The sequence below is a fragment of the Streptomyces sp. NPDC048142 genome (assembly GCF_043202835.1).
Classification (GTDB): domain Bacteria; phylum Actinomycetota; class Actinomycetes; order Streptomycetales; family Streptomycetaceae; genus Streptomyces.
This window is the reverse complement of record NZ_JBIDBC010000001.1, coordinates 469,882-483,105: the sequence shown is the minus strand read 5'-3', so window position 1 is coordinate 483,105 and position 13,224 is coordinate 469,882. Positions and strand designations below refer to the sequence as shown.

Below are 13,224 nucleotides of genomic sequence, written 5' to 3'. Positions count from 1 at the left end.
GTATGTCGATTACGCAGGTCTAAGACTGCCATGCTCACGTCCCGCCGCCTGCATCGGCATCGGCATCGGCTGACGTGATGTCTCCAACGCCTCGACCGTACGCCGGGCGCTCGGCCCCACGACCGCCGCCCACTCCTGCGGGGCGTCGGCCAGCCAGCGGGTGACGAGGGCGGCGAATCCGGGCACGTCACGGGCGAGTTCGACCAGGCCCCGGTCGAAGCGGGCGGCGCCCTCGGGGGTGCGGACCAGCAGCATCCCGGTGCGGTGGACGAGGGCGCGCGTACGGATCTCGGGGCGGCGCTCCGAGCCCTCGGCGGCCGCCCGGAGCAGGGCTTCCAGCACGTCCGGGTCCCGCCCGGTGACCTGCTCGAACTCCAGCAGGACCTCCAGCAGCTCGGCCCGCAGCGGCCGGGACGCGGCACTGCCCGCCCCGGCGAGGACCCGGGCGAGCGCGGCGCGCACGGGCGGCGGTGCGGGGCGGTCCCGCAGCAGCCCGGTCACCAGGGGCAGGAGAAGCGCTCGGGCGGCGGGACCGTGCTCCAGACGGAGGTCGACGTACTCGGCGGCGTGCGTGCCGTCCTGGGGGTGGGCGTCGATGTACTCCCGTACGAGTCCGGCGACGTGCAGCGCGAGCGCGGGCGTGTCCAGGCCGGCGAGCGCCAGCAGCACCGCTCCCCCGCTGTCCCCGGGGCGGGCGAGGCGGGCGCGGAGGGCGGCGAGGACCGGCTCCGGATGGGCCGGGAACACCTCGGCGAGCAGCTCGACGGGCAGCCGGGGGTCTCCGGCGGCGAACGCGCGCAGGGCCGCCGGGAGGTAGCCGTTCCTGGCCTCCGGGTCGCGGACGAGGAGGGTGAGGGCGGCGGCGTGCAGGCCGGTGTCCTCGGGCCGGCCCAGCAGGACGAGGGCGGCGGAGCGCAGCAGGGCCCGGTCGCCCTCGGCGGTGACCCGCGGCTGGAGGAGTCCGGCGTACCGGGCGGCGGCGGAGCGGCGGGCCGGGCGGTCCTCGTCGCGGGCCCAGCGCTCCACGGCCCGGCAGAGCGCGGTGGGCTCGTCCTCCGCGAGGGCCAGGAGCAGTTCCCCGGCCCGCTGGTGCGGGGTGGCGATCAGCGCGTCGGTCAGGTCGTCCAGGGCGAGGTCGCGGCGGGCGTACAGCAGGGCCTGCGCGGCGGCGGCGACCGTGGGGCGCAGCGGGACGTCCGGCGCGTCGGGGCCGACGAGCAGCGGGCGCTCGTCGGTGAACCAGCGGCACAGCAGCGGCTGCACAGTGGGCGCGTCGAGGGCGAGGCGGCGGGCGACCGCGTCCAGATACCGTTCGTCGCCGTCGGTGCGGGGCAGCCCGTCGGCGGGCACGAGACGGCGGAGCAGGTCGATCCGGTCCTCCTCGGGCAGCCGCAGCCGCCGCCAGAACCAGGGCCCGAACTCTCCGTACGCCCCGCGGTCCCCGGGTCCTTCGGGGGCGGCGGAGCTGCGGGTGATGCGTCCGGCGAGGACCCGCAGGACGCCGAGGTACGGGCGGGCGTCGGGCACCCGCAGCAGGCTGCCGCCCAGGAGGTGGGCCGCCCACCAGGCGGCGTCCTCGTCGCGCGGGCCCTCGTCGGTCCACAGCCGGTCCAGCGCCTCGATCAGGTCGGCCATCCGGTGCGCGAGCGCGGCCGTGCCCTGGCGGCGGCCGAGGAGCACCATCGCCTGGATCACCGGTCCGATGCGGTGCCGGGGCACGGGCAGGCTGCGGGGCTCACCGGCGGTGCGGGGGTGCGGCGACCGGTCGGGCCCCACGCTCCCCCGGTGCCAGCGGTGCACCAGGGAGCGCAGGGCCGCGTCGAGGTCGAGGTGGGCGCCCTGCACCCAGTCGCCGAGCTCCTCGTGGGCGAAGCGGTAGCCGGCCCCTGCGGGGACGAGGAGGCCCTCGGTGAGCACGGCGGAGGCCCAGCCGGTACGCCAGGGGAAGATCTCCTCGAACGCCGCCCGGTCCAGCTCCCCCTGTCCCGGGCCCAGGCAGCGGCGGGCCGCCTCGTGGACCTGGCCCGCGACCCGGGCGGCGAGCCGGCGCACGGCGGCGCCCCGGGGCTGTTCGTCGTCGGCGGCCGCGATCCGGACCGCGACGCGCAGGCACTGCAGGTCGAGGTGGGCGCCGAAGACGTCCTCGGTGCCGGGGCGGCCCGGCACCCCGGGCGGCAGCGCCGCGCGGACCTCGGCGAGGAGCCGCAGGGTGAGCGGGTGCCGGTCGTGGCCGGGGGCGAGAGCGGCGGGCGGGATGCCGTACGCCTCCTTGGCCCGCTCGGCCTGCTCGGGGGTGAGGTCGCCCAGGCACAGGGCGGGCGGCAGCCGCCGGGCGGGCCGGTGCGGGCGGTGCAGGGTGCCCGGCGGGTACAGGGAGCCAGCGGTCTCCCAGTGCTCGGGGCGGCAGGCGACGACGAGCCGGATGTCCTGCTCGCGCAGCCAGGCGGCGGTGCCGGCCGTCCAGTCGGCGAGCCGGTGGGCCAGCAGCGGCGGCATCTCCTCGGGGCCGTCGAGGACCACCAGGAGCGGATGCCCGGCGTCGGCGGCGAGCCGGGCGACGCGCTCCGGGGTGGCCGTGCTCATGTCGCCGCGAGCCCCCGCCGCCGTGACGATCCGGGCGGAGCGGGTGAGCGTACGGCTCGCGGCGTCCTCGATGGAGGTGTCGTCGGCCAGCAGGTCCGCGCCGCGCAGCCAGAGCGTGGGGGCGGGTGCGCCGCCGTCGGCGCGGCGGGCGGCGAGGGCGGCCAGCTCGGTGGTGCGGCCGGTGCCGGGCGCTCCGACGAGGCCGAGGACCAGGCCCCGGCCGGCGGTGAAGGCGGTGAGCTCGGCGTGGACGTCGCCGCGTTCGACCGGGGCGGTGCGGGCCTTCGGGCCGTCCGCCGAGCCGACGGAGGTGGCGGTGAGCTGGAGGGCCCCGGCGAGGTTGAGGTCGGGGCCGTAGGCGGGGGCGGCGGTGGCGTTGCGGCGCAGCAGGGCGTCCAGTGTGTCGTCCGCACCGCGGGTGATCGGGAGCGCGAGCCCGGCCGCCTCGTGCGGGGCGGTGAGGGCGGTGCAGAGGATGCCGATGACCGCGCCGGTGGCCGGGTCGGTGACGGGCCCGCCGATGGCCGCGCCCCCGGAGCGCAGGGCGTCGCGTCCGTCGGTGCCGAGAGCCAGCTCCAGGGCGGCGGGGACCGGGTGGCCGACGCCGTCCGGTGCGGTGCAGAGGGCGGGGGTGGTGCCGAGGACCCGGGCCTCGCGCCGTCCGTGGGCGGCGATGTCCACGTAGCCGCCGGGCTCGGCGTGGTCGCGCCCGGCGATGGGCAGGGGTTCCGCGTCGAGGGTGTCGGGGCCGCCGGTGTGCAGGAGGGCGAGACCGAGGGCGGGCAGCGCGGTGATGTCGTCGGGGGCGACGGAGCAGGTGCGGCCGTCGGTGCCGTGGAGGAGGAGCGGGCCCGGGGAGGCGACGGCCTGGTGGGCGGTGACGACCGTGCCGCGGTCGTCCGCGACGAATCCCGTCCCCCGCGGCCGGCCGGCCTGATCGCAGATTCTTACCAGCTTCGACCGGTCCCCACTGCCCATGGTCCGACGTTAGGCCGCCGATGATCTCCCGGCGTGCGCGGTCGGGGAAAGCGCCCCCCGCGCCCCCGGTGTTCGCTCCGAGCGCCCGTCCAATGGGGTGAATAAGCGTGTCCCGCGGGGAGCAGGAATGGTGCCGGGGAGGGGAACGTGGAGCGGGCGCCCGGGTTGGGGGGTGGGCGCCCGCTCCACGCAGGACGTGTCACGCAGGACCTGCGACACATGACCTGCTACAGGTGAACTGCCACGTATGACCTGCCACACGGAGATCATGCGCGGCACGGGACGGCACCGGACGCGGCTCAGGCGAAGACGGCGAGGCTCTTGGCCTTGCCCTTCTCCTCCTCGACGAGCACGAGGAACGTGCCGTCGGGCCCGAAGACCGCGACCGGCCCCGGCGGGTGGGCGGGCATGTCCAGCCGTACGCCGTTGAGGAGCAGCTTGGCGCGCTTCTCGTCCACGTCCCAGCGGGGGAACGCGGCGGCGGCCGCCTCGGCGACCGGCATCACGGTCAGCTCCTGCTGGTGCTGGTCGAGCGTCCGGGCCGCGTCCAGTCCGTACGGGCCGACCCGGGTGCGGCGCAGCGCCGTCAGGTGGCCGCCGACGCCGAGCCCGGCGCCGAGGTCCCGGGCGAGGGCCCGGATGTACGTACCCGAGGAGCAGACGACGGAGACGACCAGGTCCACGACGGGCGTGCCGTCCTCGGCGGATCCCTCGCGGACGTCGTAGACGCGGAAGGAGGAGACGGTCACCGGGCGGGCCGGGATCTCGAACTCCTCGCCGCCGCGCACCCGCGCGTAGGACCGCTTGCCGTCGATCTTGATGGCGCTGACCTTGGACGGCACCTGCATGATCCGGCCGGTCAGGGCGGCCACCCCGGCGTCGATGCCCTCGCGGGTCACGCCGGAGGCGTCGGTGGACGAGGTGATCTCGCCCTCGGCGTCGTCGGTGACGGTGTCCTGGCCGAGCCGGATGGTGCCGAGATACTCCTTCTCGGTCAGCGCGAGATGGCCCAGCAGCTTGGTGGCCCGCTGGACGCCGAGCACGAGGACTCCGGTCGCCATCGGGTCCAGGGTGCCGGCGTGGCCGACGCGGCGGGTGCGGGCGATGCCACGCATCTTGGCCACGACGTCGTGCGAAGTGAAGCCGGACGGCTTGTCGACGATGACAAGGCCGTCCGGCGTGGTGGTCTGCTGCTCGGTCATGCGGAGGTCGGGCCCTCGCTCTTCTCGGCGGATCCGGAGGCCTCAGCCTCGTCGTCCTCGTCCTCGGGCTTGCGGTACGGGTCGGCGTCGCCGGCGTAACTCGCGCCCGTGGACACCTGGCGCACCTCCGCGTCCTTGGCCCGCGCCTTGTCGAGGAGGTCCTCGATGGTGCGGGCGTTGTCCGGGAGGGCGTCCGGGACGAAGGCCAGGCTCGGCGTGAACCGGACCCCGGTCTGCCGGCCGACCTCGGTGCGCAGAACGCCCTTGGCGCTCTCCAGCGCCGCGGCGGAGGCCGCGCGCTCCTCGTCGTCGCCGTAGACCGTGTAGAAGACCGTGGCCTCCCGCAGGTCGCCGGTGACCCGGGCGTCCGTGATCGTCACGAATCCCAGCCGCGGATCCTTGATTCGCCGGTCCAGGGTCTCCGCGACCACGACCTGGATGCGATCGGCCAGCTTGCGGGCCCGCGCGTTGTCGGTCACCGGTCCGTCACTCTTCCTTCTGATTTCGCTCGACTGTCAGTCTTCGTCACTGTGCAGCCGCCGTCTCACCGACAGCAGCTCCACCTCGGGGCGTCCTGCGACCAGCCGCTCGCACCGGTCCAGTACGTCCGTGAGGTGTCCGGTGTCACCGGAGACCACGGCAAGGCCGATCTCGGCCCTGCGGTGGAGATTCTGTCCGCCGGTCTCGGCCGCGCTCACCGCGTACTTGCGCTGGAGCTCGGCGAGGATCGGGCGGACGACGGAACGCTTCTCCTTCAACGACCGTACGTCGCCGAGGAGCAGATCGAAGGACAGGGTCCCCACATACATGTGTGTCCGGATGTCCCGCCGGTTCGGGTTCGTGCCCCGCCAGAGCTTGCCGGGGACACTCAGAACCGTACCGGAACGGCCGGAGCCGATCGACGGAAATACGACCCGTCGACCGGCCCCGACCGTGCTGGAAGGGGCCCGGGGCGAGGCCCGGGACCCTTCCCTCTGCGGATCAGCCTCGCGGCTTCTCGCGCATCTCGTACGTCGCGATGACGTCGTCGATCTTGATGTCGTTGAAGTTTCCGAGGTTGATACCGCCCTCGTAGCCTTCGCGGATCTCGGTGACGTCGTCCTTGAAGCGGCGCAGACCGGAGATGTTGAGGCTCTCCGCGATGACCTTGCCATCGCGCAGCAGGCGCGCCTTGGTGTTGCGCTTGACCTCGCCGGAGCGGACCAGCACACCGGCGATGTTGCCCAGCTTGGACGAGCGGAAGACCTCGCGGATCTCCGCCGTGCCGAGCTCGACCTCTTCGTACTCCGGCTTGAGCATGCCCTTGAGGGCCGCTTCGATCTCTTCGATCGCCTGGTAGATGACCGAGTAGTACCGGACGTCCACGCCTTCGCGGTCGGCCATCTGCTGCGCACGCCCTGCGGCACGCACGTTGAAGCCGATCACGATGGCGTCGGAGCCGGTCGCCAGGTTGATGTCCGACTCGGTGACCGCACCCACACCGCGGTGCAGGATCCGGATGTCGACCTCTTCACCGACGTCGAGCTGGAGCAGCGAGGACTCGAGAGCCTCCACCGAACCGGACGCGTCGCCCTTGATGATGAGGTTGAGCTCCTGGACCAGACCGGCCTTGAGCGCCTCGTCCAGGTTCTCCAGGGAGAACCGGACACCCTTGCGGGCGAAGTTGGCGTTGCGCTCACGGGCGGCACGCTTCTCGGCGATCTGGCGGGCCGTACGGTCCTCGTCGACGACCAGGAGGTTGTCGCCGGCACCCGGGACGTTGGTGAGACCCAGGACCAGGACGGGGGTCGACGGACCCGCTTCCTCGACGTTCTGACCGTTGTCGTCGAGCATCGCCCGGACACGGCCGTACGCGTCGCCGACGACCACCGTGTCACCGATGCGCAGCGTTCCGCGCTGGACCAGGACGGTCGAGACGGCACCGCGGCCGCGGTCGAGGTGGGACTCGATCGCAATACCCTGCGCGTCCTGCTCCGGGTTGGCCCGCAGGTCGAGCGAGGCGTCGGCGGTGAGGACGACGGCCTCCAGAAGGGACTCGATGTTGAGGCCCTGCTTGGCGGAGATGTCGACGAACATCGTGTCGCCGCCGTACTCCTCGGCCACCAGCCCGAACTCGGTGAGCTGACCGCGCACCTTGGTCGGGTCGGCACCCTCGACGTCGATCTTGTTGACCGCGACCACGATCGGCACCTCGGCCGCCTTGGCGTGGTTCAGCGCCTCGATCGTCTGGGGCATCACACCGTCGTTCGCCGCCACCACGAGGATCGCGATGTCGGTCGACTTCGCACCACGGGCACGCATGGCGGTGAACGCCTCGTGGCCCGGGGTGTCGATGAAGGTGATACGGCGGTCCTCGCCGTTGACCTCCGCGCCGACCTGGTAGGCGCCGATGTGCTGCGTGATACCACCGGCTTCGCCCGCGACGACGTTCGTCTTGCGGATCGCGTCCAGCAGTCGGGTCTTACCGTGGTCGACGTGACCCATGACGGTCACGACCGGCGGACGGGAGACCAGGGCCTCTTCGCCGCCCTCGTCCTCGCCGAACTCGATGTCGAAGGACTCGAGCAGCTCGCGGTCCTCCTCCTCGGGGCTGACGATCTCCAGGACGAAGTTCATCTCGTCCGCGAGCAACCGCAGCGTCTCGTCGGGGACGGACTGCGTCGCCGTGACCATCTCGCCGAGGTTCATCATCACGCCGACGAGCGACGCCGGGTTCGCGTTGATCTTCTCCGCGAAGTCCGTGAGGGAAGCACCGCGGGACAGCCGCACAGCCTGCCCGTTGCCGCGGGGCAGCATGACGCCGCCCACCGACGGGGCCTGCATGGACTCGTACTCCTGGCGCCTCTGCCGCTTCGACTTACGGCCACGACGCGCCGGACCGCCGGGACGGCCGAACGCACCCTGTGTGCCACCGCGGCCACCGGGGCCACCGGGACGGCCACCGAAGCCGGGACGACCGCCGAAGCCGCCGCCGCCACCGGGACGACCGGCACCGCCGCCGCCACCGGGACCGGCCGGACGACCGGCGAAGCCGCCGCCACCGCCGCCACCGGGACGACCGGCGAAGCCGCCGCCGCCACCGGGACGACCGCCGCCACCGGCGCCGCCGGGACGACCGGCACCGCCGCCGCCACCGGGACCACGGCCACCGCCGGGGCCACCGCCGGGACGCGGGCCCGCAGCGGGACGCTGCGGCATCATGCCCGGGTTCGGACGGTTACCTGCGGGACCGCCGCCGGGACGCGGAGCCTGCGGGCGGGGCATGCCGCCCGGAGTGGGACGGGCACCGCCCTGACCCTGACCGCCCTGGGGGCGCGGGGCGCCGCCGGGGCCACTGCCCTGGGGACGCGGGGCGCCGGGGCGCTCCGAGCCGCCACCGGGGCGCGGGGCGCCGCCGGGACGGGGCGCGCCGGGGCGCGCCATTCCCGTGGAGCCGCCGGAGGTGAAGGGGTTGTTGCCCGGACGGGGACCGGCCGGACGGGCGCCGCCGGGGCGCGGGGCGCCCTGGCCCGCGGGACGTGCGGGGCGGTCGCCGCCACGCTCGCCGTCACGCTGACCACCGTCGCGCTGGCCACCGTCACGGCCGCCGTCGCGCTGGCCACCGTCGCGCTGCCCGGCGGCCGGAGCCGGACGGGCGGGAGCGGGACGGGGCCCCGGGGTGGCACCCGCGGGACGCGGGGCCTGGGGCTGCTGCGGGGCAGCCGGCTGAGCCGGAGCCGGAGCCGAGAACTCGGCGGCCGGGACCGGGGTCACCGGGGCCGCCTTCGGCGCGGGCTTCGGGCCCGGACGGGGGCCCGCCGACGGCTCGGAAGGCGCCGCCGGGGTGCTGCTCGGGGCCTCGGCCGCGGCCGGCTTGGGGGCCGGTGCGCCGGGCTTGGGGGCAGCGGGACGCGCCGCAGCGGCCGGGGAGGGCGCTGCGGGCTTTGCGGGTGCCGCCTTGCGGGGCGCACCAGGCTTGGCAGCGGACTTGCCGGCGTTGCCGCCGGGCCCCTGCAGTGCGTCGGTCAACTTACGTACAACCGGCGCCTCGATCGTCGAGGACGCCGAACGGACGAATTCACCGAGTTCTTGGAGCTTGGCCATGACGACCTTGCTCTCGACGCCGAACTCCTTGGCGAGTTCGTATACCCGGACCTTAGCCACTTCGCTCCTTTTAGGTCCGGGTTACCGCCGGACCGTCGCTACTTCATGGGCGTACTCATCGCGTACTCATCGAGTGCTCATCGCAATCTCGACCTACTTCCAACTCGCGAGGTACCTGACCGCACGGGGACCCGTGCCGTTCACTTTTCTTACGGTGTCACCCGCTCGACGAACCGCGTCAGTGCCGCGGTGTCGAACGGCCCCCTGGCCTTGAAGGCCCGGGGGAAGGCCCGGCGGCGAACCGCCAGGTCGAGACAGACAGAGACCGGGTGCACGTAAGCACCCCGGCCGGGCAGCGTACCGCGTGGATCAGGGGCGCATGCGCCCTCGTCCACCACGATGCGCAGTAGCTCGCTCTTGGCCGCTCGCTCCCGGCATCCCACACAGGTTCGCTCGGGGCAAGCGCGGGCTTGCGTCCGGCCAGACACGTTTAAGTCTACCTCCCCGTACCGACCTCACCCCTTTGGGGCAAAAATCGAACGGATGTTGTCGTGATCTCAGCGTCGTACCGCCCAGATCTATTCCCTGGACCGGCTCCGGGTCAACGCCTTTCCGAGCGCTCCCGGGCCCGCTCGGCCCGCTCGCGGTCGGCGCTCTCGCGCTCCTCGTCCGTCTCGGTGTCGGGGCGGATGTCGATGCGCCAGCCGGTGAGACGGGCGGCGAGGCGGGCGTTCTGGCCCTCCTTGCCGATCGCCAGCGACAGCTGGTAGTCCGGCACGGTGACACGGGCGGAGCGGGCGCCGAGGTCGACGACCTCGACCTCGCTCACCCGGGCGGGCGAGAGGGCGTTGGCGACCATCTCGGCCGGGTCGTCGGACCAGTCCACGATGTCGATCTTCTCGCCGTGCAGCTCGGCCATGACATTGCGCACACGGCTGCCCATCGGGCCGATGCAGGCGCCCTTGGGGTTCAGGCCGGCGCGGGTGGAACGCACGGCGATCTTGGTCCGGTGACCGGCCTCGCGCGCGATGGCCTCGATGACCACCGAGCCGTCGGCGATCTCCGGGACCTCCAGCGCGAAAAGCTTCTTCACCAGGTTGGGGTGGGTGCGCGAGAGCGTCACCGACGGACCGCGCACGCCCTTCGCGACCCGTACGACATACGTACGAAGGCGCAGACCGTGCACGTACTCCTCGCCCGGGACCTGCTCCTGCACCGGCAGCATGGCTTCCATCTTGCCGATGTCGACCAGGACGTTCTTGGGGTCCTTGCCCTGCTGGACGACGCCCGTGACGACATCGCCCTCGTGGCCCGCGTACTCCCCGAAGGTGCGGTCGTCCTCGGCGTCGCGCAGCCGCTGCAGGATGACCTGCTTGGCGGTGGTCGCGGCGATCCGGCCGAATCCGGACGGGGTGTCGTCGAACTCCTCGGGCTCCTGGCCCTCTTCGAGGTCGGCCGGGTCCTCCTTGGCCCACACCGTGACGTGGCCGTTCTCGTCGAGCTTCACGCGCGCCCGGCGGTGGCTGCCGTCGGTGCGGTGGTACGCGATGAGGAGGGCCGACTCGATCGCCCCGACGAGCACGTCGAAGGGGATCTCCTTGTCCTGCGCCAAGCCCTTCAGAAGCTTCACATCGATGTCCACGGCTACGCCTCCTCTTCCTTCTTGTCCTTGCGGTTGAATTCGATCTCCACGCGCGCCTTGGCGATCTCGTCGAAGGCGAGGCGGCGGGCCGTGGGCTTGCGGCCCTTGACGCCGGGCACTTCGAGGTCGAGCCCGTCCTCGTCGACGGTGAGGATGCGGGCGACCAGTTCACCGGATCCGTCGCCGGCCAGGTGGAACCTGGCCAGCCGGCCGATGGCGCGTACGTAGTGGCGGTGCTCGGTCAGCGGGCGGTCCGCGCCGGGGGAGCTGACTTCGAGGACGTACTCGCCCTCGCCCATCGCGTCGGTCTCGTCCAGCTTCTCGGAGATCGCGCGGCTCAGCTCCGCGCAGGCGTCCAGCTCCACGCCCTCCTCGGAGTCCACGATGATCCGCAGCACTCCTCGGCGGCCGGCCCGGGACACCTCGATCTCCTCAAGGTCCAGCTGCTGGGCGCTGACGAGCGGTTCCAGCAACCCGCGCAGCCTCTCGCTCTGGGTGGTGCTCATCCGGGTGACTCCTCGGCCGCGTGTGCTGTTGTGGGGATCGTCGTGCGTCAGGTCAAAGGGTATCCGGTCGCCAGGGGTGTTGCCGTCCGCCTGCCGCTCGGCCGCGGGTACGCTCGCCTGCGGTGATCACAACAGGACAGATCCTGTCAGGACCGGTCCAGGCCCGAAGGAGAAACGTGCGGCGCACGGGGACGACGCGCAGGGGGGCGCTCACCGCGACGGGAGCCCTCGCCCTGGGTGCGGTGCTGGCCGGCTGCGGTGGTGGCGACGAGGCGGGGAGCGGGAAGCCGGCGGGCTCCGGCGCGCGGGCGGCCGCCGCCGAGGCCGAGAAGACCCTGCGCGAGAAGGCGGTGCGCGACGGCGCCCTGCTGCTCGCCCGGTACGACCTGGTGGCCGGGGCCCATCCGGCGACGGCCACCGGCCTGGCGCCCCTGCGGGCGGCCGTGGCGGAGCACGGGAAGGCACTGGCGCCGCCGCACGCGAAGGGCGCACCGAGAGCCGACGCTCCGCCGGCCGCCCCCGGTCCGGTCTCCGCCGATCCGAAGGCCGCGGTGCGGGAGCTGGCCGCCGCCGAGCGCCGCCGGGCCGACGCGTACGCCGAGGCCCTGCTGAGCGCCGGGCCGGAGCTGGCCCGGCTGCTGGCCTCGGTGGCGGCGGCCGCGGCCGCGCACGCGTATCTGCTGACCGAACTGGCCGAGGAGACAGCCGCATGAGCACCCGTTCCGTCCGGCCGTCCGAGGAGGACGCCGGCTCCCCCGAGCTGACCGCCGTCCAGGCGGCCCTGGCCGCCGAGCACGCCGCGGTGTACGGCTACGGGGTGCTGGGCGGCCGCCTCGACGGGAAGCGGCGCACCGAGGCCCGCGCCGCGTACGACGGACACCGGGCCCGCCGGGACGCGCTGACGCGCACCGTCCGGGACCTGGGCGGGCGGCCGGTGGCCTCGGACGCCGCGTACGCTCTGCCGTTCGCGGTCGCGGACTCCCCGTCGGCGGTACGGCTGGCCGCCGTCCTCGAGGACCGGATCGCGGGCGCCTGCGCCGATCTCGTACGGGCCACCGAGGGCCCGCGCCGCGAGGAGGCCGCGGTCGCGCTGCGCGAGGCCGCGGTGCGGTCGGCCCGCTGGCGGGGCGGCAACGTAGCCTTTCCGGGGCTCGCGGAGCGGGCCGCCGGTGCGGATCCGGCCGCGACGGGCCCGGTGGAGGCCGCCGGCGCGGACGGCGCGCGCTGATTCGTAGGACCGGAAAGGGAACACACGACGTATGGGTTTCGAACCGCCGCCGCGCCTGGTGCGCGCGCTCGGTGAGATGTACGGGGACGCCGCCGCGGCCGACTGGCTGGACGGGCTTCCCGCACTGACCGAGCAGGCGCTCACCGCCGGGGACGACCTCACCGTGGAGCGGGTGGCCGCCCCCGGCGGGCGCAGCTCCCTGGTGGTTCTGGTGCGGCGGGCCGACGGGACCCCGGCCGCGCTGAAGATCGCCCCGCCGGTCGCCCGGCCGGAGCTGGAGCGGGCGGCGCTGGAGCACTGGAACGGCTGGGGCGCGGTGCAGCCGCTGGACGCCCCGGGGCTCGACGCGTCCGGTGCGCTGCTGCTGGAGCGGCTGCACCACGAGGTGTCGCTGCGTTCGCTGCCGGAGGCGAAGGCCCTGCTGGAGGCGGCGGGCACGCTGCGCCGGCTGTGGGTGGAGCCGCCGGCCGGGCACGCCTTCGAGAGCGTGGCCGATCGGACCGGACGGCAGAGCGCCGGGATGCGGGCGGCCGCCGAGGCCGACCCGGAGCTGGCGCCGCTGGTGGACGCGGCGCTCGCGGCACGGGCGGAGCTGGTCGAGGCAGCGCCCGAACTCCTGCTGCTGCACGGCAACTTCCGGCAGAGCAAGGTGCTGTCCGGCGAGCGGGCGCCGTGGCTGACGGTGGGTCCGGAGCCGCTGGTGGGCGAGCGCGCCTACGACCTGGCGCGGCTGGTGCGGGACCGCGTGGAGGATCTGATCGCCTCGCCCGGCGGCCCGGTGACGGCCCGGCGGCGGGTCAGGAAGCTGGCGGAGTCGCTGGAGGTGGAACAGGCACGGCTGCACGGCTGGACGCTGTTCCGGGCGGTGGAGTCGGGCACCCGCGCGCTGGCCGAGGGACGGCGGCAGCTGGGCGAGGTCACCCTGGAGTTCGCGGGCTGGCTGTAGCCCTTCCCGTACACCGAAGGCCCCCGCGCGATCCTGCGCGGGGGCCTTCTCGGCAG

11 protein-coding genes are annotated in these 13,224 nt (G+C 74.1%); 3 read left to right on the top strand and 8 right to left on the bottom strand.

Annotation, left to right across the window (positions count from 1 at the left end; all coding sequences use genetic code 11):
- Positions 1-9: 9 nt before the first annotated feature.
- The 8 genes from ACGF2Y_RS02370 to rimP form a co-directional block, all read right to left on the bottom strand.
- Positions 10-3,561, bottom strand: coding sequence for a serine protease (locus ACGF2Y_RS02370; protein ID WP_392942500.1), 3,552 nt, complete (start codon positions 3,559-3,561; stop codon positions 10-12).
- A 299-nt stretch (positions 3,562-3,860) separates the two neighbouring features.
- Positions 3,861-4,763 (bottom strand): tRNA pseudouridine(55) synthase TruB, encoded by a 903-nt coding sequence (truB, locus tag ACGF2Y_RS02365; protein ID WP_392942499.1) that lies wholly within the window; start codon positions 4,761-4,763, stop codon positions 3,861-3,863.
- On the bottom strand, positions 4,760-5,242 hold the full coding sequence (gene rbfA / locus ACGF2Y_RS02360) for a 30S ribosome-binding factor RbfA (RefSeq protein ID WP_392942498.1): 483 nt from the start codon (positions 5,240-5,242) through the stop codon (positions 4,760-4,762). Before rbfA ends, truB begins: the two co-directional genes overlap by 4 nt.
- Positions 5,243-5,278: 36 nt before the next feature.
- Positions 5,279-5,572: a DUF503 domain-containing protein gene (locus tag ACGF2Y_RS02355; RefSeq protein WP_392942496.1), complete on the bottom strand. Its 294-nt coding sequence runs from the start codon at positions 5,570-5,572 to the stop codon at positions 5,279-5,281.
- A gap of 172 nt (positions 5,573-5,744) precedes the next feature.
- Positions 5,745-8,906, bottom strand: a complete 3,162-nt coding sequence (infB, locus tag ACGF2Y_RS02350; RefSeq protein ID WP_392942495.1) for a translation initiation factor IF-2 — start codon at positions 8,904-8,906, stop codon at positions 5,745-5,747.
- Positions 8,907-9,055: 149 nt separating this feature from the next.
- Positions 9,056-9,334, bottom strand: coding sequence for a YlxR family protein (locus ACGF2Y_RS02345; RefSeq protein WP_392942494.1), 279 nt, complete (start codon positions 9,332-9,334; stop codon positions 9,056-9,058).
- Between the two features lie 113 nt (positions 9,335-9,447).
- Positions 9,448-10,488, bottom strand: coding sequence for a transcription termination factor NusA (nusA, locus tag ACGF2Y_RS02340; protein WP_392942492.1), 1,041 nt, complete (start codon positions 10,486-10,488; stop codon positions 9,448-9,450).
- A gap of 2 nt (positions 10,489-10,490) precedes the next feature.
- Positions 10,491-10,994 carry a ribosome maturation factor RimP gene (gene rimP / locus ACGF2Y_RS02335; RefSeq protein WP_392942490.1) on the bottom strand — a complete coding sequence of 168 codons (504 nt, stop codon included), beginning with the start codon at positions 10,992-10,994 and terminating at the stop codon, positions 10,491-10,493.
- A gap of 176 nt (positions 10,995-11,170) precedes the next feature.
- Between rimP and ACGF2Y_RS02330 the strand changes: the two genes are divergently transcribed.
- The 3 genes from ACGF2Y_RS02330 to ACGF2Y_RS02320 are packed head-to-tail and all read left to right on the top strand — an operon-like array spanning position 11,171 to position 13,168.
- The gene (locus tag ACGF2Y_RS02330) at positions 11,171-11,707 is read left to right on the top strand and encodes a hypothetical protein (protein ID WP_392942488.1); all 537 of its coding nucleotides are present in this window, start codon (positions 11,171-11,173) and stop codon (positions 11,705-11,707) included.
- The gene (locus ACGF2Y_RS02325) at positions 11,704-12,222 is read left to right on the top strand and encodes a ferritin-like domain-containing protein (protein WP_392942486.1); all 519 of its coding nucleotides are present in this window, start codon (positions 11,704-11,706) and stop codon (positions 12,220-12,222) included. Before ACGF2Y_RS02330 ends, ACGF2Y_RS02325 begins: the two co-directional genes overlap by 4 nt.
- A 31-nt stretch (positions 12,223-12,253) precedes the next feature.
- Complete coding sequence (locus tag ACGF2Y_RS02320) at positions 12,254-13,168, top strand: aminoglycoside phosphotransferase family protein (protein WP_392942484.1); 915 nt, start codon at positions 12,254-12,256, stop codon at positions 13,166-13,168.
- The last annotated feature ends 56 nt before the right edge of the window (positions 13,169-13,224 follow it).